Genomic DNA, 22,949 nt, shown 5'->3' on the forward strand with positions numbered 1-22,949 from the left:
GCATCGGTACTCAGTGAACGGCGGCGATGACCGCGACCTCGCCCTCGGCAATGTCCCCACCCAACTGGTCCGTGATCGTCGAGCGCGCCGATGGCGCGACGCAGAAGGGAACCCCGTGCGTGTGAGCGCGTTGGTCAGGCGGCTGATCGCGCGTCGAGTAGGGCGTTCTCGATCACTTCGGTGAGCGCTGGGTGGATCCAGTAGGGCCGCTGCGCGAGATCGGCTGCACTGATCCCGAATTCGATGGCGACGACGAACACCTGGATGAGCGTGGCGGCCTGAGGCCCGATGATGTGTGCGCCGAGGATCTGATCGGTGGCGGCGTCCACGAGCACCTTGGCGAAGCCGCGGTCATCCTGCATGGCCCACCCGAAGGCCACTTCTGAAAACGCCGCCTGCCCCACCCGAAATTCGCCCTCGCGGTCGTGACACTGTCCTTCGGTGAGGCCCACCGATGCCATCTGCGGCGCCGCGAAGACTGCCGACGGAACCGTGGCGTCAGCCTTGGTGCGCAACAGGTCTGGATGTAGGAGGTTGTGGGACACCACCTCGGCCTCGCGGCTGGCGACGTGTCGGAGGGGGACTCCCTCGCTGACGTCGCCGACGGCGAACACGCCGTCGGCGGTGGTCCGGCAGAACTGGTCGGCCACGATGCGGCCGCCAGTGTCGACGTCGATGCCCGCTGAGGCCAGGTTCAGACGGTCACCGTTGGGTGTGCGGCCCACGGCGACCAGCAGTACGTCGGCGTCCACGGTGCTTCCGTCGGTCAGGACGAGCTGCAGGTCGCCTGCCGATCCCTGCATGGTGCTCAGCTCGGCACCCAGGCGCAGGTCATAGCGTGCACCCATCAGCGTGGTGAACATCGACCGTATGTCGTCGTCCTGCGGGCCGCTCAGAAGCATGTCCGAGGAGTCGACGATGGTGACGTGGCTGCCCGCGGCGGCGAACACATGGGCCAGCTCGGCGGCGATGTACCCTCCGCCCAGCACGGCCAGCCGACGCGGCACGGCGTCGATGCGCATGATGGTGTCCGACGTCTCGTAGGGCAAACCCGAGTCGATCACTTCCGGAGGTACCGTCGGGCGGCCGCCAGCGGCGACGACGACGCGATCGGCGGTGATCTCCTGCACTGTGCCTGTGGTGTCGGTGACGGTGAATCGGCGTGGCCCGGTGAAGGCGGCGTGGCCGTCGAAGTAGGTGATGTTGGCCGATTCCTGTCGTCCCCGCCGTCCGTCGTCGGATACGGAATCGGTGCGGGAGAAGACCCGGTCGCGAACATCGTTCCACCTCAAGCTTTCTCGGGTGGCATCGACGTCGAACTGGTGGGCAGTGTCGACCGCGTCGACGACCTCGGCGGTGTAGGCGAGCATCTTCGACGGGATGCACCCGTAGTTCAGACATGTTCCGCCGGCACGTCGTTGCTCGACCAGCGCGATGCTCCAGTCGGCCATCTCGTCGGTGATCACGCTGTTGCCGGAGCCGGCTCCGATCACCGCCAAATCGAAATGCGTCACGCGCACTTCTTCCCGGCAAAGGGGTGTAGCTAAACCTTCGGGCCGTGAGGCTGTGTCTGTGTGGCGCGTGGGCACCGCGAAAGCAGCTGCGTGCGGTAAACGTTGTCGCCGCAGCCCTGGCCTCGACTCTCTGACGACCGCGGGCGATCTCGTAACATTTTGGTCGTGAACCACGCGTCACCTACGCCTCTCGCCACGGCCTTGGGGGATCTGGCGGTGCAGCTGCACGCCTCGGGAACCCCCGAAGCGACGGCACACACCATTGTCATGGCCGCCACCACGATCATCCCGGGCATCGGGTGGGCAGGCGTCTCCCTGGCTCGCGGGGAAACCGTCACCCCCCGTCGCACCCACTGATGACGTCGCCCGCGATCTCAACCAGCTGCAAAACGATCTCTCCGAAGGTCCCACCCTCGACGTCCTCATCGAGCAGCGCACCGTGGTCATACCCGACCTGAGCGCTGAAACCCGGTGGCCACGGTTCGTTGCCGCGGCCACCACCCGCGGGGTGCAGTGCATGGCTGCCTTTCGCCTGTTCGTCACTCAAGGGAACGTGGGGGTGTTGACCCTCTACGGCCCGCGCCCGCACCTCTTCGACGACGATGCGGTCTTGCACGGCGAGATCCTGGCCCAACACGCCGCCGTCGCGCTGGCCGGTGCACACGCCCAGGAGCAACTGCACCGCGCGATCGCCAGCCGCGACGTCATCGGCCAAGCCAAAGGCATCATCATGGAACGTTTCGGCGTCACCGCTGTCCGGGCGTTCGAAATGCTCACCCAGCTCTCCCAGGAGCGCAACGTCAAACTGGTCAACGTCGCCCAGCAAGTCGTCGACACCACTGGTGCCGCGTAGCAGCCCACCCCCCGAAAGGGGCGCGGCGCGCCTCGTCGGCCGTTCGATCCACTATTCGGAATATCTCCATCCTCTTGATGGGTTGGCCGGGTTATGCCTCATGGAGTTGTGCTGACCCCGGACCGGACGGCACCGAACCTCGTCGATGACGCGATCGCGCAGGCGCAGGCCGCTTACGATGCCGGCGTCCGAGAGGTCTGGCTCGCGCAGCGCGTCGACTACGACGCGATTGCACTTGCGGGAGTGATCGGAGCAGCGGTGCCAGGGCTCGGGGTGGGAACGTCGGTGGTGCCGATAAACCCGCGTCACCCGCTGACCGTCGCGGCTGCCGCACAAACTGCCCAGGCCGCGTCGCACGGCAATTTCAGTCTCGGGCTTGGGCTCGGTGCCCCGTCGGTCGAGTCGCAGGCCTTCGGCGTCACCGTCGACAAGCCGGTGCGGCGGTTGCGCGAATACCTGACGGTGCTGCGGTCGATCTTCGACGACGGCACCGTGGATTTCCATGGCAGTGAGGTCACTGCCAATCCGGAGTGGCCTGTCGACGTACCCGGGGGAGCGCCACTGCCGATCTACGTCGCCGCGATGGGGCCGCAGGCGCTCCGCGTCACCGGCGAACTGGCCGACGGCACCCTGCCCTACCTGGCGGGGCCGCGAACCATCGGCGACTTCATCGCCCCGTCGATCGGGAAGGCGGCCAGCGACGCCGGTCGCCCGCAACCGCGGATCATCGCCATGGTTCCCGTGGTGATCGACGACGACAGCGACGCAGCCCATGCGCACGCAGCACAGGAGCTGGCCTTCTACGCGACCATTCCGTCCTATCAAGCGGTGATCGCCCGCGAAGGAGTCGACGGCGTGGCGGATCTGGCCGCCGTCGGCACCGCCGAAACGGTATCGCGCCGGCTGCAGGCTTACCTCGACGCCGGCGCCACCGACGTCGTGCCCACGTCCTTGCGCGGCAATCGTGCGGAGCTAGAACAACTTTGGCAGGTCGCGGCCGGTTTGTAGTGCCATCCTCGTGAGAGGACGGCCCGAAGCTAATCGACTTTCATCTCGCCCATCTCCGACCAGCCGGTCGCATCGATCTCACGGCTGATGATCAGTGGCGTCGAGGCGAGCCACCCCGGCGCCTCGGCGATGAACTTCTCGAAGTGCTCGCCGCTCACGTGCTCCTTGCCGGCTTCGCCGTCACGGAACCCCTCGACCAGGACGTACTCGGACGGGTCGTCGAGGCTGCGCGACCACTCGAACCACATGTTGCCCGGCTCGTTGCGGGTGGCCTGAGTGAATTCGGCGACCAGGTGCGGGAACTCCTCGACGTGCTCGGGCTTGGGGCGGAACTTCACGACAATGAAAATCACGCGGATCGCCTTTCTATGGGATGAGGATGGCTCGGCCGCGGACGTTGCCGCTGTCGAGATCGGTGATGGCGGACTGGAAGTCGTCGAGCGCGTACTTCTGCGTGTGCAGGTTCACCGCCCCGCGGCCGGCCAGCGCCATCAAGTCGCACAGGTCGTTGTACGAGCCGACCAGATTGCCGATGAAGTTGATCTCCGTCGAGACGATGTCGATCGTTGGGACGTCGATGTTCTCGCCGTAGCCGACGACGTGGTAATCACCGGCGCGGCGCAGCATCGCCACCCCTTCGGCCGTCGCGCCGCCCTCGCCGACGAAGTCGACCACGACTTCGGCACCGTTGCCGCCGGTGAGGCTCAGAACTTGGTCGACCGCCGACGAGCGCTCGCGCGAGGAGCCAATGACCGCCGACGAGCGCTCGCGCGAGGAGCCAGTGACCTCCGAGCCGTCGGCCACCACCCCGTGGTCGGCACCGATCGCCTCGGCGAGTTTGAGCGCCTCGGGGTTGCGGTCCACGACGATCAGCTCGGCCGGCGACAGCGCCTTGAGAACCTGGATTCCGATGTGGCCCAGGCCTCCTGCGCCGATCACGACGACCCGGTCCCGCGGACCGAGGCGCTTGGCTGCTTTCGCGGCCGCGTGATACGCCGTCAAGCCTGCATCGGCCAGCGCGGCGACATCCGCGGGTTCCAGCGAGTCGTCGATACGCACGACGCTGCGCGCCGAGGTCTTCAGGTATTCGGCGTAGCCGCCATTGGTGTCGATCCCGGGGAATTGGTTTGCCTCACAATGGACGTCGTCACCGGACCGGCACGCCCGGCACAGCCCGCAGGTGATCAGCGGGTGCACGATGACCTTGTCGCCCTCGGCGACATTCGTGACTGCCGATCCGACGGCTGCGACCCAGCCCGCGTTCTCGTGGCCGATCGTGTACGGCAACTGCACCTGTGACTTCTCCGCCCACTGCCCCTCGAGGATGTGAAGGTCGGTGCGGCACACTCCGGCTCCGCCGATCTTGACGACGACGTCGAACGGGCCCGACGGTGTCGGCACGGGCAGCTCGGTCATCTCCAGGTTCTGGTGGTAACCGACCACCTGGACGGCTCGCATGGTGGACATGTCAGTGGGCTCCTTGCAGATCGGGCATCAGGGCGGACAGGGGAAAGAAGGTTTCGGGCTCGTCGCCGTAGCGAGTGCGCAGCAGCCCGCGACAGAAGTGGGCGTTGCCGTCGATCGAGATGCGCGTCGAGCGTGCTCGGCGCAGCGCCATCGGTACGTCCTCGTAGGGACGCCCGTACTCGTCGACGAGGACCAATTCCTCAGGCGCGGTGGACAGTCCGAGTGCCGATCGTCGGTTCGACAGCGCCTCGGTCTCGGTGCCGGCCGGCAGGTCGCCGATGCGCACCGATCCCATCGACTCCTCCGACCGAGATGGGTCGGACCGCAGCAGCGCGGTCAGGCAGCGCTCCATCGCCGCGGTGTGGGCCTTGCGCTTGAACGTCATCCGCAGATCGTCGAGCGAATCCTCGGCCTCGTGGCCGAATGTGCCGCGATAACCCGCGTCGCTGGCCAGGCCGGCGTTGATGATGTCCGAATCGTGGTGGTCGTCGAGTTCGACCACCACGTGCCGCGTCCACTCCAGTTCGGTGAGAACGTCTTTCGCGTCCGACGCCATCAGGTAGGCGAAGTTCGGCGAGCAGAACGACGTCGGCAGCCGCAGGTTGACCTTGACGTTGCCCGACGGGGACACCACCAGCGAGCGGACGAACCCCAGATCAGTGATCGGTTCGTCGAGCTCGGGATCGACGACGGCGGACAGCGCGGCCATCACCTCGGTGTCGCGGCTCATGCGTTGGCCATCTCGTCGGCACCGCGCGGCCCGACAGCCGGCTCGTCGGCGTCGGGCAGTGCCAGCTCGGCCGGGACCGGGATGTCGTAGAGCTTCGCGGCGTTGAGACCGAGGATCTTCTTCTTCTGTTCGACGGAGATCTGCGGGTACTCGCCGAGGTCGCCGGGGATGTTGAAGTCGACGAATGCTTCCACGAGCCACTTGGGCGTCCACAGCGCGTAGTCGGAGGAGAAGAAGATCCGGTCTTCGCCCACCCAGTACAGGAGCTCACCCATGATCTGCGCGAAGTACTTCGGGCGGGTGTGGATGAACGGCATCGCCACGGCGAGACCGGCGTACACGTTGGGTTCCTGGGTGGCGATCCAGCAGAAGTCTTCGAGCCGGGGCAGGCCGCAGTGTTCGACGACGAAGTTGAGGTCGGTGAAGTCCGAAGCGACGTGGTCGATGTCGGCGACGTCGAAGGCGTCTCGGTCCAGCGGACGGATCGTCGGGCCCTTGTGGACGTGGATGTTGCGGATGCCGAGTTCGCGGCATGCCTCGAAGTACCGGTAGGCCCACGGGTCGTCGAGCTTCCAGCCGCGGGACTCACCGTGCCATTCGGCGGTGTAGAGCTTGACGCCCTTCAGGTCGTACTTTTCGGCGTCGAGGCGCAGCTGCTCGAGTCCCATCTCGCCGTTGCGTGGGTCGAAGTGATGGTTGTAGGTCAGCTTGTCCGGGTGCGCCTTGGCCAGGTCGGACGCCTCGCCGGTCTGCCCGAAGCCCTTGTAGTAGAACTCGCCGAGGTGGGCGGGCTGGAAGATCGCGTGGTCTACGTAGCCGAGCTCGAAGAGGTCGCGCATCAACCGGTCGCTGCCCTGGTACAGGTAGTCCTCGTAGCTCCACTGCTCGGACTCGGGGGAGAGGTTGCGGTGGTAGTCGTAGAAGCAGTCGATGAACTGTTTCCCGTGGATGTTGCGCTGGTTCTCCGGCCGGGCGTCCCACAGCGCGATGTGGGCATCGACGATGAAGTAGCTGTTGCCGTCCTTGGTGTACATGGATCTCCTTCACGCGGACCGATGTGAGGGTTGTCACATCGCTGTCAGCGAGGCTAGGCCGCGACCGCGCGCTCGGGCAGAGCCTCAGCGTCTCAATCTGAGACGTCGTCCCACCTGCGCCTTCAGCGCGAGGCTGGCAGATTTTGTAACGTGGGTCACATGCCGGACGGACTGCCAGCGCGGGTGGATGCGCTCACCCCCGAGCGGGGCCAGGTGCCGGATCGTCTCCTCGCGTCCTGGCAGCGCAGCGAGGACTACGGCATCTCGCTCGACGGGGTCGAGCCGGTCTTCACCGGTACGGAGGACCTCGGCTCGCTGTTCTTCGAGTGCGGCAATGCAGTGCTGAGCGACCTGCACCGCACCCTTGCCAACGAACCGATCAGCCTGATGCTCACCGACGCCGACGGCGTGGTGCTGTCGCGGCTGTCCGGCGACCGCAGCCTGCAGCAGGCCCTCGACGATGTGCACCTCGCGCCCGGTTTCGCCTATTCCGAGCGCGATGTCGGGACCAACGGGCTCGGTCTCGCGTTGGCGGACCGCGTGCCCACGCTGGTGCGCGCCGATCAGCACTACGCGTTGAGCCTCAACAGGTTCACATGCGCGGCGGTTCCGGTGCTCGACCCGGCGTCGGGTCGCCTCGAGGGCAGCGTCAATCTCACCACCTGGTCGCATTCGTCGGCCGATCTCCTGCTCGCGCTGGCCCGTTCGGCGGCCAGCAACACCGCGGCGATGATGCTTGCCCGCGACTCGGGCCGGCGGGTCCGGCCGACGCCGCGTGGCGAGGTGTTCCGCGTGGAAGTGCCTGGCCTGGAACCGAGTTCGGGGACGTCGACCTCGCTCGGGCCGGCGTGGTCAGCCGCGGTGACCCATGCCGCGGATGCGATGTCCGCGGGCAACATCGTCGCCGCGATCGGTGAGCCGGGGGCCGGCCGCGCCACCGCGCTCGGCCAGGCGGCGCGCCGCGCTCATCCGCGCGATCGCATCCTCTCCGCGGGTGCACCGGAGCCGGACGACGTGCCGACGTGGCTCGGCCTGTGGACCCCGGAGCTGGGAAAGTCCCACACCGCGGTGATCGTCCGCGACGTGGACCTGTTGCCTGTCTGGGCGGCCGAGCGGCTCCGCGATCTGGTCACCCGCGCGGGTGGTCGGTCAGGCGTGCCGTTCGCGGTGACTGCCGAGCGTTTCACCGATATCCCGCAAGCAATCGCTCGCCTGGTCGACACGGTCGTCGAGGTGCCGCCGCTGCGCGACCGTGATGGCGACGTGCTGACGTTGGCTGCCCATATGGCCCGTCGTGCCCGCGGCCGTGACGTCGCGTTCACACCGTCGGCCGCACGTGCCCTACAGAGTTACGGATGGCCGGGCAACGCCGACCAGCTGGCTGCCGTGGTGCGCAGTGCGGTGAGTCGAACGGACGTCGTCGACGTCGGTCACCTGCCGTCAGAGGTGCTGGCCGGGAACACCCGTCGCCTCTCGCGGATCGAGGCATTCGAGCGGGGGGAGATCATCCGGGTGCTGAGCAACGGTGCGCCGACCATGGCCGATGCGGCGCGGGATTTGGGGATGAGCCGCGCGACCCTCTATCGCAAGATCGCACAGTACGGCGTCGACGCCGCGCGGTTACACGGGTAGGCGTCAGGCGGAGACCTCGACGGGCGCGGGTTCACGCGCCTGCGAGGTGAAGCAGAACATGCTCGCGACGAAGCTCAGAAGCGCGACAGCCCCGGAGAGCAGGGCGAACAGCGTCTCCGACAGACCCCAGCTGGCGAGTGCGAATGCCAGCGCGATGATCGCAGAGATCATCAGGAACAGCCCGGTGGTGGCCACCGCCTCGTTGAACGGATCGTCGGCGTTGACGTTGTGAGGCCTCGTGGCCATGACTTCCTCCTCCGGCTGCCGGCTACCCAGCGTGTCGCGACGAAAGTTACCCGCTCGTCAACGCCGGAAAACCTGTCTGCGGGTGATCGCGATCACCCCTGTGCTCGCAGAGTGTGTTCTGCGACGATGGGTCGCATGAAGCCCGTCGGCAGGGGAACTTTCTACTCATGAGCGACGTCAAATTCCTCGACCTGCACGGCGATCGACTGGCCTACCGTGACGAGGGCAGCGGCGACGACGTCCTGCTTCTGATCCACGGAATGGCGGGAAGCTCCGACACCTGGCGGTCGGTCATCCCGCGGCTGGCCAGGCGCTATCGCGTCATCGCCCCCGACCTCCTCGGCCACGGCCAGTCGGCAAAACCCCGCAGCGATTACTCGCTGGGTGCTTTTGCGGTGGGTCTGCGTGATCTTCTCGACGAACTGGGCATTTCCCAGGCGACGGTGGTCGGCCAGTCGCTGGGCGGCGGGGTCGCGATGCAGTTCGCCTACCAGCACCGCGAGTACTGCCGACGGTTGATTCTGATCAGCAGCGGCGGCTTGGGGCAGGACGTCGGGTGGACTCTGCGATTGTTGTCCGCGCCGGGGGCGGAGCTCCTGCTGCCTGTCATCGCGCCGCCGCCCGTGGTGCGGGTGGGCAACGCGCTTCGGGGCTGGTTCTCGGCCCACAGCATCCAGTCACCCCGGGGCGCCGAGATGTGGAGCGCCTATTCGTCGCTGTCGGATTCGCAGACCCGACAGGCATTCCTGCGCACACTGCGGTCGGTGGTCGACTATCGCGGACAGGCTGTCAGCGCGCTGAACAGGCTGTACCTGACCTCGGAGATGCCGACACTGGTGATCTGGGGTGATGACGATCGGATCATCCCCGTCGACCACGGGCACGCGCTGGCCGAGCTCCGACCAGCCTGCCGCCTCGAAGTGCTCCCGGGCGTCGGGCACTTCCCGCATGTCGAGAAGCCCGATGCTGTCATCGACCTGATCGATGACTTCATCAGTGCCACCTCAGAGCGCGACGATCCGAGCCCGCTCGCACCGACCGAACGGTCCCGCTGACCGGCGTCAGCGCTTGTGAACGGGGTGGCCGTTCCGTTCTGCCAGCGAACGCAGCTGCTTGAGCGCGAACTGCCGGTTCCGGCCACCTTCGGGCAGCACGATGCCCGCCCACAGACCGACGGCCCCAGGCGTCACGCACGCCTCACGGGCGCACTGCCACCTGCGTGGGCAGGACCGGCACAACTCTTTGGCGCCCTCGTCGGTGGCGGTGGTCCAGCGGTCGGGATCGCGCGTGCACGGCGCGGTCCACGGAACTTCGTCGATCGATATCGGATTCATGGCCACACCCCTTTTCTCGCCTTCACGTATTCCCCGTTGCCGAAGACGATACGCATGTATGGCAATGACGATACATTTGTATGGTGCCCGTCGCCCGGGCTGAGTTGTCTACGGTTACCCGGTGGCCTCTGACACTCGCAGCGGGAGACCTGACGAACCCCGCAACGTCGAGCGAATTCGGCAGGCCGCGCTGCGGAGCTTCGCTGAGCACGGCACCGGCGCGACGACCATGCGTGGGGTGGCGGCCGCCGCCGGAGTGTCTCTGGGTCTGGTGCAGCATCACTTCGCCACCAAAGCCGGTCTGATCGCCGCGGTCGACGAGTACGTTCTCGAGTTGGTGGTGTCGTCGATGGCGCGCCCGCTGCCGGAACCGCCCGTCGATTCGGTGGCCGAGATCGGCGGCCGCGTGACGGGGATATTCTCCGACCATCCGGAGGTCGCCGCTTATCTGAGCCGGGCGCTGGTCGACGGCAGCGCGGTGGGGGCTCGGCTCTTCGACGCCCTGATCGGCGTCGGTACGGCGCGGTGGCAACAGCGCATCGACCGCGGCGAGGTGCGCGCGGACGTCGACGTCACCTGGGCTGCCATCAACGCCATCGTGCTCGCCCTCGGCGCGATCAGCCTCAGATCGCACGTCGATCGGCATCTTCCCGCTCCGCTGACCGACCCGGCGCAACTCGAACGGTGGCAGCGTTCGGTGGACACGCTGCTGCGCGACGGATTGTTCGTGCCGCGGCCGCAGCGGCCGGACGGTTCAGCGCCGGCGGAGTAGGCGATGGCCCCCTGGCGCCCACCGGCGTGGGCGATCAGCACGCAGTGAGCCCGGCGAGCACCGTTCGCGTGATCGACGAGGCTCGCTCCGTGGGGAACGCTCGACCTTCACTCAGCACGGCCTGCACGATGCCGCCCACGATGGCGTCGGTCGCGTCGGCTGCGGTTTCCTCCGCGAAGCCGTGGCTGCTCAGCCGGGCGCGGACAGCGTCGCGCAGCGGAGTGGAAAAGCCCGCCCGCAGCCGCTGACCGGTCTCCGGGTGTTCGATGCCGGCGATGGTGAGAAACCGCAGCATGGCGTTACCGCGGGCGGTGGTCAGCGCCGCCGCGAGTTCGACCGACCAGGTGCACAGATCGGCGACGACGTCCGCGGTCGCGGGAACCGGTCGCAGGATGCGATCGGCATCGTCGAGGATCACGTCGGCGGCCAGGGCGTGCCGGCTGGGCCACCAGCGGTAGATCGTCTGCTTGCCGACACCGGCGCGAGCGGCGACCGCCTCGATGGTCAGTTTGTCGAAGCCCCGCAACAGCAAGAGTTCGCGTGTGGCGGTGACGATTGCCTGGCGGGACTTCTCGCTGCGCCGCCGAGGCGCGTCGGCGGTCGTGGCCATGGCTGTCCCTCCCGTCCGATGTCCCCGTCGCTTTACACATCGGGGTCGCACCCGTAGTGTGCCACAAGACGAGACGTTGCGTCTCGTTCTGGTTCCGACGAACTCCGAGAGGTGAGGCCAGTGGCAGTCGCGCCGTCGATCGGCCTCGCCCCTGAGCATGCGCAACTCGCTGTTGCGGTCGCCGACTTCGCGGCGCGTCACGCACCGATCGACAAGACTCGCACGGCCTTCGATTCCCTGACCGCAGGCGAACTCCCTCAATGGTGGGATCTGTTCACCAGCAACGGCTTTCAGGCCGTGCACCTGCCAGAGTGGGTCGGCGGCGGGGGTGGATCGGTTCTCGACGCCGCCTGCGTGCTCGAGGCTGCCGCCTTCGCGATGCTGCCGGGTCCGGTACTGCCGACGATGATCGCCGGAGCCGTGGCCGTGCTCGCCGACGACGGGTCTTCCGCGCGAGAGCTTCTCACCCGACTCGCGGAGGGAATTCCTGCTGCGGTCGTCACCGACCGCGACGTGCTGCGGGCGACCGCAACCGAACACGGTTGGACGCTCAGCGGCACGACGTCGGCGACGCCGGGGCTGTGCTCGGCACAGGCCATCCTGGTCTCCGCACGGTCTGCGGGCCGAACCCTGTGGCTGATCGTCGACCCGGCAGCCGCGGGCGCGGATGTCACACCGCTCGACGGCACCGACAAGACCGTCGACGTGGGAGTGCTTCGCCTCGAAGGCTATTCATGTCCGGCATCGAGCCGATTGATCGGAATCGACGACATCCGCGCACAGTGTCTGACACTCGCGTTGACCGCGGCAGCCACGTCCGGCCTCATCCGGTGGTGCGTCGCGACGGTGACCGAGCATCTGCGCACCCGTGAACAATTCGGCAAACCGATCGGGGCGTTCCAGGCACTTCAGCACCAGGCGGCCATGCTGCTGGTGCACAGTGAGCTCGCCACCGCGGCGGCATGGGACGCCGCCCGCTCGGCGTCGGAGTCGCCTGCGCAGAACAGGATCGCGGGTGGCACTGCGGCGTTGATGTCGATCGGCCCCGCCCCGGGTCTCGTTCTCGACGCGCTGACGATGTTCGGCGCGATCGGCTACACGTGGGAACACGATCTGCATCTGTACTGGCGTAAAGCCACCAGTCTCGCGGCAACGATCGGACCGATCAGCCGCCACGCCCACCAGCTCGGCGATCTGACACGAACCGAGAGTCGCGACGTGTTCGTCACACTCGGTGATCTCAGTGAGCTCGATGCAGACTTCCGCACGTTCGTGGCGACCGTGCTCGACGACGCCGCCGCGCTGCGCAACGATCAGCCCGGGCGGCAGGGCGACTATCCGAACCTCGCCACCGGCCCGCAGCGGGCCCTGCTGGCCGACGCGGGCCTGATCGCCGCGCACTGGCCACGGCCGTGGGGCGTCGACGCCACCACCCGTCAACAGCTGATCCTCGACGAGGAGTTCGCCAAGCGACCCCAGATGGTGCGTCCTTCGTTGGGCATCGCGGAGTGGATCCTGCCGTCACTGATCAGCGCGGCTCCCGAGCACGTGATGCAGACGCTGGTCCCGCCGACGATGCGCGGGGAACTGGGCTGGTGTCAGCTGTTTTCCGAGCCCGGCGCCGGCTCGGATCTGGCCGCGCTCACGACGCGCGCCACCAAGGTCGACGGGGGCTGGCGCGTCACCGGACACAAGATCTGGACGTCCTCGGCGCACACCGCTGACTACGGTGCCCTCCTGGCCCGCACCGACCCCGATGCGCCCAAGCACCGCGGCATCGGCTACTTCGTCGTCGACATGCGTTCCGAGGGCATCGATGTGCAGCCGATACGGCAGGCCACCGGTCAAGCCCACTTCAACGAAGTCTTCCTCACCGACGTGTTCGTCCCCGACGACATGCTGCTCGGCAGTCCCACGGACGGCTGGCGCCTGGCGATCTCGACCATGGCGCAGGAGAGGGTCGCGATCAGCGCCTACGTCAACGACGACCGCGCCGCCATCCTGCGTGCCCTGGCCAACCGCGGTGGGCCCGACCACGTCCAGGTGCTTGTGGCTCTCGGCGATGCCGATGCGCATGCGACCGCGATCAAGGTGTTGGCGGTGCGCGAGGTGATGCGGCTGCTCGACGGGCAGGCGCCCGGTCCGGCATCCAGCGTGGGCAAAGTGGCGATGAACGTGATGCTGCGCCGCATATTTGCCGCCACCCTCGAATTGGCCGCTCCCGCAGGCATGCTGGAGAACAGCGATGTCGACGGCACCTCGCTGATCGAGCAGTACTTCCATCTACCGGCCGAGTTGATCGGCGGGGGTACGAAGGAGATCCAGCTCAACATCATCGCCCAGTTCATTCTCGGCTTACCCCGTCCCTGATCGACAGGAGTGCACATGGGCCTTCGTGGTGAGGCTGCCATCGTCGGCTATGTCGAGCTGCCGCCGGAACGGATGAAAGGTGCCGGGGTTGCTCCGTTCATGATCGAGCAGTGGGCGCAGCTCGCCGCTGCGGCCCTGGCCGACGCGGGTCTGTCCGGTGCGGACGTCGACGGCATCGTGACCACCCACCTCGCGGAGTCGGAGATCTTCGTCCCGTCGACGGTCGCCGAATATCTGGGTGTACGAGCGAACTTCGCCGAGTTGGTCGACCTCGGCGGGGCCAGCGCAGCCGCGATGGTCTGGCGCGCCGCGGCGGCGATCGAGCTCGGCATCTGCGACGTCGTGGTCTGCGCCATCCCTGCGCGCTATCTGACCCCGATGTCGGAGCGGCGACCGAGGCCGCTGACCGATGCGGTGTTCTTCGGCGCGTCGAGCAACCAATTCGGTTCGCCGCAGGCCGAATTCGAGATCCCTTATGGCAATCTCGGGCAGAACGGACCCTACGGCCAGGTGGCTCAGCGGTACGCGTCGGTGTACGGCTACGACGAACGCGCGCTGGCGAAGATCGTCGTCGACCAGCGCGTCAACGCCAACCACACCGAGGGGGCGATCTGGAAGGACACACCGCTGACCATCGAGGACGTGTTGGCCAGCCCGGTGATCGCGGACCCGCTGCACATGCTCGAGATCGTGATGCCCTGCCTGGGCGGCGCTGCCGTGGTGGTGGCCAATGCCGATGTCGCCGCCCGTGCGACGAACAGGCCGGTCTGGATCACGGGCTTCGGCGAGCAGGTGCCCTACAAGACGCCCACCTACGCCGAGGATCTCTTGCACACGCCGATCATCCGCGCCGCCGAGACGGCGTTCACGATGGCGGGCCGCAGCCGCGCGGACATGGACATGGTGTCGATCTACGACTGCTACACCATCACCGTCCTGCTGAGCCTCGAAGACGCCGGCTTCTGCGCCAAGGGAACCGGGATGCAGTTCGTCACCGACCACGACCTGACCTTCCGCGGTGACTTCCCGCTCAACACTGCAGGGGGGCAGCTCGGGTTCGGCCAGGCGGGTACCGCCGGGGGCATGCACCACGTGTGCGATGCGACGCGGCAGATCATGGGCCGCGCGGGGGCCGCGCAGGTCGCGGACTGCCACCGGGCGTTCGTGTCGGGCAACGGCGGCATCTTGTCCGAGCAGACCACCCTTGTGCTGGAGGGAGATTGATGGACATGACGTTTGCGCGGCCGATGCCGGTGAAGACCCCGACCACGGCACCGTTCTGGGATGCGTTGGCTCAGCATCGCGTGATGATCCAGTACTCGCCGTCGTCGCAGTCCTATGTGTTCTACCCGCGGGTGCTCGCGCCGCGCACGCTCGCCGATGATCTGCAGTGGCGTGAGATCTCCGGAATGGGGACGCTGTACACCTACACGGTCGCGCGCCGACCAGTCGGTCCGCATTTCGCCGACTCGGTGCCTGCGTTGCTCGCGGTCGTGGAATGGGACGAGGGGCCGCGCTTTTCGACCGAACTGGTCAACGTCGCACCGGCTGACATCACGATCGGCATGCGGGTGCGGCCGGTGTTCTTCGACTATCCCGAGCACGACATCACGATGCTGCGCTACGAGCCGGCCTGATCTGACCCTCGACCACGCTCTGCAGCAGGCGGCGGACGTGTAGTTTCGAGCCGAACTCGCAGGGGCGGCATCCTCGCCCAGAGGGGAGCGGATCCATGCGCGAGACCGTCATCGTCGGTGCGGTGCGCACACCCGTCGGCAAGCGCAACGGTGGCCTGTCCGAACAGCACGCTGCAGACCTGTCGGCGCTCGTGCTCAACGAGCTGCTCGAGCGGACGGGTGTGGACGTCGAGCTCGTCGACGATGTCATCTGGGGTTGCGTGTCGCAGGTCGGTGATCAGTCGAGCAACATCGGGCGGTTCGCCGTGCTTGCGGCGGGCTGGCCCGAGCGCATCCCCGGGACCACGGTGAACCGGGCATGCGGGTCCAGCCAGCAGGCGCTGGATTTCGCCGTGCACGCCGTGATGTCGGGTCAGCAGGACGTGGTGGTGGCCGGGGGAGTCGAGGTGATGAGTCGGGTACCGCTGGGTTCAGCGCGCGCCACCGGCATGCCCTACGGGCCCAAAGTGCTTGCCAGATATGACGACTTCTCGTTCAACCAGGGGATCTCGGCAGAGATGATCGCCCGCCGCTGGAACCTCTCGCGTGGGCGGCTCGACGAATACTCGGCGCGCTCGCACGACCTGGCCGCCACAGCCCAGGACAGCGGCGCCTTCATCGACCAGATCATGCCCGTGTTCACCGAGGGTGACGTCGTCGCGGCCGACGAGGGCATCCGGCGCGGAACCACCGCGGAGAAGCTGGCGGTCCTCAAGCCGGCGTTCAGCGACGACGGGGTGATCCACGCCGGGAACTCCTCGCAGATCTCCGACGGGGCGGCCGCCCTGCTGGTGACGACAGCGGAGAACGCGGTGCACCTGGGTGTCACGCCGCTGGTGCGTTATCGCGCCGGCGCGGTCACCGGGGCCGACCCGACGCTCATGCTGACCGCGCCGATCCCGGCGACGGAGAGGGTCCTGCACAAGGCCGGCCTGGATCTCGGCGCCATCGGGGTGTTCGAGGTCAACGAGGCGTTCGCGCCGGTCCCGCTGGCGTGGTTGGCCGATACCGGTGCCGACGAGACGAAGCTCAACCCGCTCGGTGGCGCCATCGCGCTCGGTCACCCACTCGGCGCGTCGGGTGCGGTGCTGATGACACGGATGATCCACCACATGCGCGACAACGACATTCGTTACGGGTTGCAGACGATGTGCGAGGGAGGCGGCACCGCCAACGCCACGATCGTCGAACTCGTGCAGTGACGGTTCACAGATTCCCGATGTCGCGCTCCAGATGTTCGGCGAAGCGTGCTCGCGCGGCTTCCCGCTTGCGCGGCAGCCATTCTGACGGCCACACGTCGCCGCTGGCCGAATAGCCCCGTAGCACCTGCTTGGCCACCGTGGTCTTGTGCACTTCGGTCGGACCGTCGGCCAATCCCAGGACCGCGGCGCCCGTCACCATCGACAGCAGCGGCATCTCGTTGCTGACTCCGAGTGCGCCGTGCACCTGGATGGCGCGCCAGGCGATGTCGTGCAGCACCGTCGGCATCACGACCTTCACGGTGGCGATGTCCTTGCGCACCACCTTGTAATCGTTGTACTTGTCGATCTGCCACGCCGTGTACAGCACCAGTAGGCGGAATTGCAGCAGCTGCGCGTAACTGTCGGCGATGTAGGTCTGCACCGTCTGCTTGTCGGCCAGCAGACTGCCGGCGGTCCGGCGGCTCAGCGCTCGCTCGCACATCATGTCGATCGCCTTGCGGGCCAGCCCGATCGTGCGCATGGCGTGGTGGATGCGGCCGCCGCCCAGACGGGTCTGGGCGATCACGAAGGCCTGCCCCTCGCCGCCCAGCAGCGCCGAATCGGGCACGCGCACATCGCGATAGTGGATGAGGGCGTGGCTGCCCTCGCCCTCGGGCTCGCCGTGCAGGCCCACGTTGCGGACGATCTCGACACCTGGGGTGTCGGTCGGCACCAGGAACATCGACATGCCCTGGTACGGGCTCACATCGGGGTTCGTCACCACCATCACGATCAGGAACGACGCGGTGTTGGCGTTGGAGGAGAAGAACTTCCACCCGTTGATCACCCAGTCATCCCCGTCGCGGGTCGCGCGGGTGGTGAACTGTGTGGGGTCGGCGCCGCCCTGCGGTTCGGTCATCGAGTAGCTCGAGAACAGCTCTCCGTCCAACAGCGGGCGCAGATAGCGGTCCTTCTGGTCAGGTGTGCCGTAGTGCGCGAGGATCTCGGCGTTGCCGGTGTCGGGTGCCTGGCAGCCGAAGACGACCGGAGCCCATGCCGAGCGTCCGAGAATCTCGTTGAGTAGCGCCAGCTTCACCTGGCCGTAGCCCTGCCCCCCGAGTTCGGGGCTCAGATGCGTCGCCCACAGACCCTTCGCCCGCACCCGTTGCTTGAGGTCGTCGACGATGCCGCGGCGCTGCGGGGTCAGGGGTGTGAATTGCAGGTGCGGCCAGACGAGGTCGAGGGGCTCGATCTCGTCACGGACGAAGCTGTCTGCCCAGTCCAGCAGCTCCTGATAGTCGGGCTCGGTAGCGAAATCCCACATGCGGTCTCCTCGTCGCGGTGCCTTGCCCTCACCCTGTCTGCGGTGGTGCCTGCGGCGGAGCGTTTTCGTGTTCTTCGGTTTCGTGTCGTTCGGTATAGCCTCGGCCGCGTGGAACCGATCGCTCTCCTTCCCGTGCCGGCTCACCTGGCCGACCGGGCCGATGCCGTGCTGGCGCCGGTGACGGGTGAGTCCGCGTTCATCCAGGCAGTGCGAGCCTTGACCGACGTCGCCACCGTGATCGTCGCCGCAGCGCCTGCGCTCGCCGAGGTGGTCAGGGAACTGCTTGCAACGCAAGGCTTTTCTCGAGTCCGAGTGGTGTCGGCGGCGGCGCCCGGGGATGCGGCGCGCTGTCTGGAGGCGGCGCTGGCCCACGATCTGATCACCGGACACGTCCTGGTCCACGACGTCGGATGGCCGCTGGTCGACCCCGAGGTGGTGCACCGGCTCGCTGCGGCGTTGCAGGGCGGTGCGCAGTGGGTGGCGCCCGTACGGCCCGTCACCGACAGCATCAAGGCCGTCGACGGTGACGGTGTCATCGTCGCGACGCTGGACCGCGCCGAGCTGGAGGTGCTGCAGTACCCGCGCGGTGTCGACGCCGAGGTGTTGCGGCGCGCGGTGGCCGGCGCTGGGGCCCACCGACTCGACGACCTCGACGCGGTTCTGTCGACCCACGCCGCACTGGAACTCGTCGCCGGTGACCCGCACGCGTTCGGTGTCGAGTTGCCGCGCGACGCCGACTATCTCGCCGCCGTCATGGCGAGTCGGCAGCCCGATTCTGCGTGGTGAGCAGCTGGTGAGCCACCGCGACGTCGCCCGGATAGGTCACCTTGAGATTGGCCGCGCTGCCGGGGAAGGTGTGCACGTCGACGTCGGTGTAGCGCTCGACGCACGACGAGGTGTCGGTGCCCTCGAAGCCGTCGCGCTCGGCGCACCGATAGGCCGCGAGCACATCGCGCGCGCGGAACGCCTGGGGGGTCTGCACCCTCACCACCGCCTCGGCCAACGGCCGCGCCGCGCCGTCGCTCACCCTCGCCAGACCGGTGACGGCGAGCGCAGGCAGGGCTCCGCCGACGTCGCGCGCCAGCGTGATCGCCGTGGTGAACATCCCGGTATCGGCAAGGGGACGGGCGGCATCGTGGATCAGCACCACGTCGACCGCGCCGGACTCGATGTCCTCGGACAGGTAGCGCAGCACGTTCATCTCGGACTGGTGCCGGGTGGGTCCGCCCTCGACGAACTCGACAGGTGCACCGGCCAATTCGCGTTCGACGGTGCTGCGCGCCAACTCCGCCTCGCCCTGCCGGAAGACCAGCACGGTGCGAGCCACCCCCGGCACGCGGCTCAGCGTGTCCAACGACCACACCAGCATGCTGCGGCCGTCCAGCGTCAGGTAGGCCTTGTTGCCGTCGGCCCCCACGCGGGAGCCGCTACCCGCGGCCAGGACCACTGCCACCGCGTCCGAATCCATGGACGCACAGTATCTCCGGTACGGTCCCTTCCCAGCGTGGAAGGGGGTAGCCGGTGACCGAACAGCCGCACGCGCCGAGCTCCGGGAGCCATCGTGTCCGCAAGATGATCGGCCGCGATCCGCACGAGTCCCATCGCGTCGCCACGCCGCTGGAGCTGCTCTTCGACCTGACCTTCGTGGTCGCATTCGGGATCGCTGCCTCCCAACTGGCTCACCTGCTGGCTGCCGGGCACGTCCTGGCCGGCCTCGCGGCATTCTTCTTCGCGACGTTCGCGGTGAGCTGGGCGTGGATCAACTTCAGCTGGTTCGCTTCCGCATTCGACACCGACGACTGGGTGTACCGACTGACCACCATGCTGCAGATGGTGGGCGTGATCGTCCTCGCCTTGGGGATTCCGCAGATGTTCACCTCGATCGAACACGGCGAGCACGTGGACAACGCCGTCGTGGTCGCCGGCTACGTCGTGATGCGCGTGGCGATGGTGACGCAGTGGCTGCGGGCAGCCCGCCAGGACCCGGCCCACCGCCGGGCATGTCTGACCTACGCGCTGTGGATCACGCTCGCGCAGGTGGGATGGATCGTCGCGATCTTCGTCCACACGTCCCTCGCTGTCACCGGGGTGATCGTGGTCGCCTTGACACTGGTCGAGATGACGGGCCCGGTGGTGGCGGAATCGACTCGCGGTGGCACACCGTGGCACGCCCACCACATCGCTGAGCGGTACGGGCTGTTCACGATCATCGCGCTCGGCGAGGGCGTGGTCGGCACGGTCGCCTCGCTGACCGCTGTGGTGGAGGCCCAGGGCTGGACGTTCGACGCGGCGTTCGTCGCGGTGGCTGGTATCGGGCTGACGTTCGGCATGTGGTGGACCTACTTCGCGCTGCCGCAGGCCGAGATCCTGCACGTGCGCCGCGAACGTTCGTTCTGGTTCGGTTACCTGCACATCATCGTGTTCGGGGCGATCGTGGCGACCGGCGCGGGTCTGCACGCAGCGGCGTACTACGTCGAGCATCATTCGGAGCTCGGCTCGGTGGCCACGGTGTCGACCGTGGTCGTGCCGGTCGGCGTGTATCTGCTGATGACATTCGTGCTGGCAGCGGTGCTGACGCGCACGCTGGCGCTGTTCCACATCGTGGTGATCCTGCTGACCGCAACGGTGCTCGTGGTGGCCGTGCTCTTGGCGGCGTCCGGGATCTCCATGGCCAACTGCCTGCTGGTCGTGACGCTGGCTCCCGTCGTCTCGGTGGTCGCCCACGAGCTCAGGGGGCACCGCCACACCGATGCCGCGGTGGCGCGCGCCGTCGGACCCGCTAACCGTTGATGCCCTCCAGCAGGATGCGGTCGTCCTGCTGCGCCAGCAGCCGGCGAGCTTTGCGGCGAGTGATCAGGATGCCGGTGACCGCCAGGGCCCAGACCGCGTACTGAAGGGTCCAGGCCAACCGGAACGAGTCGAAGGACAGCCCGCCGGCGGCTTGCAGGATCACGCCCATCAGCTGCATGAGCACCAGTGAGGCCAGGAAGCCTCCCATGTTCACCATGCCCTGGGCCGTGCCCAGGGTGTGACTGGGATTGAACGTCCGCGCGAAGTCGAAACCGACCATGGACCCCGGGCCGCCGACCGAGATGACGACCACGAGCGTCACCAGCAGCCACAGCGGTGCCCTGTCGGGGAGCGCCAGCACGACGGTCCAGATCGCCGCGTTGCTGGCGATGATCCCGAGTACGAGCCGCGAGCGGCGGTGCGGAAACCGTCCGGTGAGGACGCCGACGACCAGTCCCGCGGCGATCGCGGCGACGACGGAGATCGTCAGCAAGGTTCCTGCGGCGGTGGCAGACAGCCCCTGGGCGACGGTCAGATACGGCACCCCCCACATCAGCGCGAAGACGGTCACGGAGAACTGGGTGCCCATGTGGGTGAAGAAGCCCAGTCGGGTGCCCGGCCGCAGCCACACCGTCTTCACACTCGCCAGGGTCTCCCGCACGCTCATCGTCTCGGCCGCGACTGCGACACCGTCGGGCGCGTTTCTGACCAGCGCCGCGACCAGGACCAGGACGAGAGCGCCGAGCGCGGCGGCCGAGGTGTAGGCGGGCGTCCAGCCGGAGGCGGACAGCAGCGCGAGGAACGGGACCGCGCTGAGCACCTGCCCCAACTGGCCGCAGATGCCGGTCAGTTGCGTCACCAACGGCACCTGCCGCGCGGGGAACCACCGGGGGACCAGGCGCAGGACGGAGATGAACGTCATCGCATCGCCGAGCCCCACCACAGCGCGTGCGGCGATCGCGAGTGGAAGTGAGTCCGTCAGCGCGAGGGTCAGCTGGCCGACGGCCATCAGCGTCGCTCCGGCGAGAATCAACGCCCGCGATCCGTACCGGTCGAGCAACAGTCCCGCGGGAATCTGTGCGCCGGCGTACACGACCACTTGCAGCACGACGAACACCGACAGCAGCCCGGGGCCCGCAGCAAACCGCTCGGCGGCAGGCAGGCCGGAGACGCCCAGGGTGGTGCGATCGAGAACAGCCACGATGTAGGCGAGAAGTCCGGTCGCCCAGATGATCCAGGGGCGCACGGTGCAACCTCTCGGTGCGAGTCAGGACGGGGACGGGATGGTTCGGCGGGGCCGCACCACCGGTCCATGGTCCCGCACGAAGCTGTTCGGACGCCAACCGCTTTCCGGGTGAGCTGCCTCTCAGACCCCCGCGCGTGAGCAAACGAGTTGGCTGAAAATGCAACGGCGCGTTATCTTACTTGGTGGTCAGGACGTATTGCCGCAGATGAAGCGGCATGGGCAGGGAAAACGCCCACTGCTATCACAGGATCTGATTACTTCGCTCACGCGGTAGGCAGGCGGGGTAAAGTGGTCCATGCGCTGCGCAAACTGCCGTCGGATTTCGTACCGGGGGCGCCAAGGGGGTTGCCACTGTGGCTGAGTATCGACTCGAGGATCTTGCCCGGGTGTCGGGCGTCAGTACGCGCAACATCCGTGCGTATCGGGAGCGTGGGCTGCTCGATCCGCCGCGTCGAGTGGGTCGCTCGGCGCTGTACGACGACTATCACCTGTCGCAGCTGAACACGATCAGCCAGCTGTTGCGCAAGGGGTACAACTCAGCCCACATCGCCGAGTTCTTCACCAGCATGCGCGAGGGGGAGGACCTGGCGGACATCCTCGGTCTGCAACGGGCTGTGCTCGGTCCCGACGCCGATGAGCAGGACAATCCCGTACTGCCGCTCGAGCCCGATTCGGACGAGGCGCGCTTGTTGATCGCTCACGGCATGGCCGAGGTCAAGGGCCGCAAGCTGGTGCTGACCGACACCGACGCTGCCGACATCCTGGCTCGTTCGCACGACCACACGTTGTATGTCCGGACGCTTCTGCGTTTCGTCGAGGCGGCCGACAAGTCGGTGGAGGACCTGGCCGAGGCGTTCGTGAACAGCTTGGTGGAGCTGTATCGGTCGGAGGTGGGCGCGTCCTATCTGCCCAAGCCGGACGAGATGGGCCGGCTTCGTCAGATCGTCGAGGACTACCGCTTGCTGGGCAAGAAGGTGATGGCGTTGCGGTTCGACGTGGCGACGCGTCGGCTCACGTCGTCGTCCGGGGCCGACTACACCGCCAACATCCTTCTCAGCGGAGTCTGGGAGCGGCAGACCGGGTAGCGGTCGGGGTGTTCCTCGATGACTTGTCGAGACTTACTGATCAGTAAGGTCTTCCAGCAAACACCTGTCGAGTCGGC

At 67.4% G+C, this 22,949-nt stretch carries 24 protein-coding genes and 1 pseudogene; 13 read left to right on the top strand and 12 right to left on the bottom strand.

The annotated features are described in order from the left end of the window. Nucleotides 1-134: 134 nt before the first annotated feature. Nucleotides 135-1,514: a mycothione reductase gene (locus PGN37_RS11610; protein ID WP_335331181.1), complete on the bottom strand. Its 1,380-nt coding sequence runs from the start codon at nucleotides 1,512-1,514 to the stop codon at nucleotides 135-137. Nucleotides 1,515-1,679: 165 nt separating this feature from the next. Here PGN37_RS11610 and PGN37_RS11615 point away from each other — a divergent pair, with 165 nt between their 5' ends. The 3 genes from PGN37_RS11615 to PGN37_RS11625 all read left to right on the top strand — a co-directional run bounded on the left by PGN37_RS11615 (nucleotide 1,680) and on the right by PGN37_RS11625 (nucleotide 3,375). Further along, nucleotides 1,680-1,871 (top strand): hypothetical protein, encoded by a 192-nt coding sequence (locus PGN37_RS11615; RefSeq protein ID WP_335331325.1) that lies wholly within the window; start codon nucleotides 1,680-1,682, stop codon nucleotides 1,869-1,871. A 25-nt stretch (nucleotides 1,872-1,896) separates the two neighbouring features. Beyond that, nucleotides 1,897-2,367, top strand: coding sequence for a GAF and ANTAR domain-containing protein (locus PGN37_RS11620; protein ID WP_335331318.1), 471 nt, complete (start codon nucleotides 1,897-1,899; stop codon nucleotides 2,365-2,367). Between the two features lie 93 nt (nucleotides 2,368-2,460). After that, nucleotides 2,461-3,375, top strand: a complete 915-nt coding sequence (locus tag PGN37_RS11625) for a TIGR03564 family F420-dependent LLM class oxidoreductase (RefSeq protein WP_335331182.1) — start codon at nucleotides 2,461-2,463, stop codon at nucleotides 3,373-3,375. Nucleotides 3,376-3,404: 29 nt separating this feature from the next. Here the strand turns inward: PGN37_RS11625 and PGN37_RS11630 are convergent, their stop codons facing one another. The 5 genes and pseudogenes from PGN37_RS11630 to PGN37_RS11645 form a co-directional block, all read right to left on the bottom strand. Then, a complete protein-coding gene (locus tag PGN37_RS11630; RefSeq protein WP_335331183.1) occupies nucleotides 3,405-3,728 on the bottom strand; it encodes a putative quinol monooxygenase in 324 nt (107 codons plus the stop codon). Between the two features lie 13 nt (nucleotides 3,729-3,741). Next, nucleotides 3,742-4,434 carry a zinc-binding dehydrogenase gene (locus PGN37_RS27300; RefSeq protein WP_442932913.1) on the bottom strand — a complete coding sequence of 231 codons (693 nt, stop codon included), beginning with the start codon at nucleotides 4,432-4,434 and terminating at the stop codon, nucleotides 3,742-3,744. A gap of 45 nt (nucleotides 4,435-4,479) precedes the next feature. Beyond that, nucleotides 4,480-4,842, bottom strand: a pseudogene (locus PGN37_RS27305) (alcohol dehydrogenase catalytic domain-containing protein); the annotation flags it as partial. 1 nt (nucleotide 4,843) lies between these two features. Next, entirely contained in the window at nucleotides 4,844-5,572 is a 729-nt protein-coding gene (locus tag PGN37_RS11640) for a metal-sulfur cluster assembly factor (protein ID WP_335331184.1), read from the bottom strand. Beyond that, the gene (locus tag PGN37_RS11645) at nucleotides 5,569-6,606 is read right to left on the bottom strand and encodes an amidohydrolase family protein (RefSeq protein ID WP_335331185.1); all 1,038 of its coding nucleotides are present in this window, start codon (nucleotides 6,604-6,606) and stop codon (nucleotides 5,569-5,571) included. The genes PGN37_RS11640 and PGN37_RS11645 overlap by 4 nt, the downstream gene beginning before the upstream one ends. A gap of 159 nt (nucleotides 6,607-6,765) precedes the next feature. Between PGN37_RS11645 and PGN37_RS11650 the strand changes: the two genes are divergently transcribed. Continuing rightward, complete coding sequence (locus PGN37_RS11650; protein ID WP_335331186.1) at nucleotides 6,766-8,238, top strand: helix-turn-helix domain-containing protein; 1,473 nt, start codon at nucleotides 6,766-6,768, stop codon at nucleotides 8,236-8,238. Nucleotides 8,239-8,241: 3 nt separating this feature from the next. Here PGN37_RS11650 and PGN37_RS11655 read toward each other — a convergent pair whose 3' ends face one another. Next, complete coding sequence (locus PGN37_RS11655) at nucleotides 8,242-8,484, bottom strand: hypothetical protein (RefSeq protein ID WP_335331187.1); 243 nt, start codon at nucleotides 8,482-8,484, stop codon at nucleotides 8,242-8,244. A 167-nt stretch (nucleotides 8,485-8,651) separates the two neighbouring features. On the opposite strand from PGN37_RS11655, the gene PGN37_RS11660 reads away from it, so the two are divergent. Continuing rightward, entirely contained in the window at nucleotides 8,652-9,539 is an 888-nt protein-coding gene (locus PGN37_RS11660) for an alpha/beta fold hydrolase (RefSeq protein WP_335331188.1), read from the top strand. Nucleotides 9,540-9,545: 6 nt separating this feature from the next. Here the strand turns inward: PGN37_RS11660 and PGN37_RS11665 are convergent, their stop codons facing one another. Further along, nucleotides 9,546-9,818, bottom strand: coding sequence for a WhiB family transcriptional regulator (locus PGN37_RS11665; protein ID WP_335331189.1), 273 nt, complete (start codon nucleotides 9,816-9,818; stop codon nucleotides 9,546-9,548). 121 nt (nucleotides 9,819-9,939) lie between these two features. Between PGN37_RS11665 and PGN37_RS11670 the strand changes: the two genes are divergently transcribed. Further along, on the top strand, nucleotides 9,940-10,590 hold the full coding sequence (locus PGN37_RS11670; RefSeq protein ID WP_335331190.1) for a TetR/AcrR family transcriptional regulator: 651 nt from the start codon (nucleotides 9,940-9,942) through the stop codon (nucleotides 10,588-10,590). 34 nt (nucleotides 10,591-10,624) lie between these two features. On the opposite strand, the gene PGN37_RS11675 is transcribed toward PGN37_RS11670, so the two are convergent. Then, complete coding sequence (locus tag PGN37_RS11675) at nucleotides 10,625-11,200, bottom strand: TetR/AcrR family transcriptional regulator (protein ID WP_335331191.1); 576 nt, start codon at nucleotides 11,198-11,200, stop codon at nucleotides 10,625-10,627. Between the two features lie 120 nt (nucleotides 11,201-11,320). On the opposite strand from PGN37_RS11675, the gene PGN37_RS11680 reads away from it, so the two are divergent. From PGN37_RS11680 to PGN37_RS11695, 4 genes are all read left to right on the top strand, one after another. Continuing rightward, nucleotides 11,321-13,570: an acyl-CoA dehydrogenase gene (locus PGN37_RS11680; RefSeq protein ID WP_335331192.1), complete on the top strand. Its 2,250-nt coding sequence runs from the start codon at nucleotides 11,321-11,323 to the stop codon at nucleotides 13,568-13,570. Between the two features lie 15 nt (nucleotides 13,571-13,585). Continuing rightward, entirely contained in the window at nucleotides 13,586-14,794 is a 1,209-nt protein-coding gene (locus PGN37_RS11685; RefSeq protein WP_335331193.1) for a thiolase family protein, read from the top strand. Between the two features lie 5 nt (nucleotides 14,795-14,799). Further along, nucleotides 14,800-15,207, top strand: coding sequence for a Zn-ribbon domain-containing OB-fold protein (locus PGN37_RS11690; protein ID WP_335331194.1), 408 nt, complete (start codon nucleotides 14,800-14,802; stop codon nucleotides 15,205-15,207). Between the two features lie 95 nt (nucleotides 15,208-15,302). Beyond that, nucleotides 15,303-16,448: a thiolase family protein gene (locus PGN37_RS11695; protein WP_335331195.1), complete on the top strand. Its 1,146-nt coding sequence runs from the start codon at nucleotides 15,303-15,305 to the stop codon at nucleotides 16,446-16,448. A 4-nt stretch (nucleotides 16,449-16,452) separates the two neighbouring features. Here PGN37_RS11695 and PGN37_RS11700 read toward each other — a convergent pair whose 3' ends face one another. Beyond that, nucleotides 16,453-17,751, bottom strand: coding sequence for an acyl-CoA dehydrogenase family protein (locus tag PGN37_RS11700; protein WP_335331196.1), 1,299 nt, complete (start codon nucleotides 17,749-17,751; stop codon nucleotides 16,453-16,455). 108 nt (nucleotides 17,752-17,859) lie between these two features. Here PGN37_RS11700 and PGN37_RS11705 point away from each other — a divergent pair, with 108 nt between their 5' ends. Further along, on the top strand, nucleotides 17,860-18,537 hold the full coding sequence (locus PGN37_RS11705; RefSeq protein WP_335331197.1) for an IspD/TarI family cytidylyltransferase: 678 nt from the start codon (nucleotides 17,860-17,862) through the stop codon (nucleotides 18,535-18,537). On the opposite strand, the gene PGN37_RS11710 is transcribed toward PGN37_RS11705, so the two are convergent. Next, entirely contained in the window at nucleotides 18,503-19,219 is a 717-nt protein-coding gene (locus PGN37_RS11710) for an IspD/TarI family cytidylyltransferase (RefSeq protein ID WP_335331198.1), read from the bottom strand. The two genes, PGN37_RS11705 and PGN37_RS11710, sit on opposite strands and share 35 nt — an antisense overlap. A 104-nt stretch (nucleotides 19,220-19,323) precedes the next feature. Here PGN37_RS11710 and PGN37_RS11715 point away from each other — a divergent pair, with 104 nt between their 5' ends. After that, the gene (locus tag PGN37_RS11715; RefSeq protein WP_335331320.1) at nucleotides 19,324-20,541 is read left to right on the top strand and encodes a low temperature requirement protein A; all 1,218 of its coding nucleotides are present in this window, start codon (nucleotides 19,324-19,326) and stop codon (nucleotides 20,539-20,541) included. Here PGN37_RS11715 and PGN37_RS11720 read toward each other — a convergent pair. Continuing rightward, entirely contained in the window at nucleotides 20,531-21,787 is a 1,257-nt protein-coding gene (locus PGN37_RS11720) for an MFS transporter (protein WP_335331199.1), read from the bottom strand. The two genes, PGN37_RS11715 and PGN37_RS11720, sit on opposite strands and share 11 nt — an antisense overlap. Nucleotides 21,788-22,140: 353 nt before the next feature. On the opposite strand from PGN37_RS11720, the gene PGN37_RS11725 reads away from it, so the two are divergent. Then, complete coding sequence (locus PGN37_RS11725) at nucleotides 22,141-22,872, top strand: MerR family transcriptional regulator (protein WP_335331200.1); 732 nt, start codon at nucleotides 22,141-22,143, stop codon at nucleotides 22,870-22,872. Nucleotides 22,873-22,949 lie beyond the last annotated feature (77 nt).

Origin of the sequence: Mycobacterium kyogaense (assembly GCF_036946525.1) — a bacterium.
GTDB classification, from domain to species: Bacteria; Actinomycetota; Actinomycetes; order Mycobacteriales; family Mycobacteriaceae; genus Mycobacterium; species Mycobacterium kyogaense_A.

What these genes read in the sequence shown, in the direction of transcription:
- PGN37_RS11625 (WP_335331182.1), top strand. Translation starts at nt 2,461, where the DNA reads ATGCCTCATGGAGTTGTGCTGACCCCGGACCGGACGGCACCGAACCTC.
- PGN37_RS11640 (WP_335331184.1), bottom strand. Translation starts at nt 5,572, where the DNA reads ATGAGCCGCGACACCGAGGTGATGGCCGCGCTGTCCGCCGTCGTCGAT.
- PGN37_RS11645 (WP_335331185.1), bottom strand. Translation starts at nt 6,606, where the DNA reads ATGTACACCAAGGACGGCAACAGCTACTTCATCGTCGATGCCCACATC.
- PGN37_RS11650 (WP_335331186.1), top strand. Translation starts at nt 6,766, where the DNA reads ATGCCGGACGGACTGCCAGCGCGGGTGGATGCGCTCACCCCCGAGCGG.
- PGN37_RS11655 (WP_335331187.1), bottom strand. Translation starts at nt 8,484, where the DNA reads ATGGCCACGAGGCCTCACAACGTCAACGCCGACGATCCGTTCAACGAG.
- PGN37_RS11660 (WP_335331188.1), top strand. Translation starts at nt 8,652, where the DNA reads ATGAGCGACGTCAAATTCCTCGACCTGCACGGCGATCGACTGGCCTAC.
- PGN37_RS11665 (WP_335331189.1), bottom strand. Translation starts at nt 9,818, where the DNA reads ATGAATCCGATATCGATCGACGAAGTTCCGTGGACCGCGCCGTGCACG.
- PGN37_RS11675 (WP_335331191.1), bottom strand. Translation starts at nt 11,200, where the DNA reads ATGGCCACGACCGCCGACGCGCCTCGGCGGCGCAGCGAGAAGTCCCGC.
- PGN37_RS11685 (WP_335331193.1), top strand. Translation starts at nt 13,586, where the DNA reads ATGGGCCTTCGTGGTGAGGCTGCCATCGTCGGCTATGTCGAGCTGCCG.
- PGN37_RS11690 (WP_335331194.1), top strand. Translation starts at nt 14,800, where the DNA reads ATGACGTTTGCGCGGCCGATGCCGGTGAAGACCCCGACCACGGCACCG.
- PGN37_RS11695 (WP_335331195.1), top strand. Translation starts at nt 15,303, where the DNA reads ATGCGCGAGACCGTCATCGTCGGTGCGGTGCGCACACCCGTCGGCAAG.
- PGN37_RS11700 (WP_335331196.1), bottom strand. Translation starts at nt 17,751, where the DNA reads ATGTGGGATTTCGCTACCGAGCCCGACTATCAGGAGCTGCTGGACTGG.
- PGN37_RS11710 (WP_335331198.1), bottom strand. Translation starts at nt 19,219, where the DNA reads ATGGATTCGGACGCGGTGGCAGTGGTCCTGGCCGCGGGTAGCGGCTCC.
- PGN37_RS11715 (WP_335331320.1), top strand. Translation starts at nt 19,324, where the DNA reads ATGATCGGCCGCGATCCGCACGAGTCCCATCGCGTCGCCACGCCGCTG.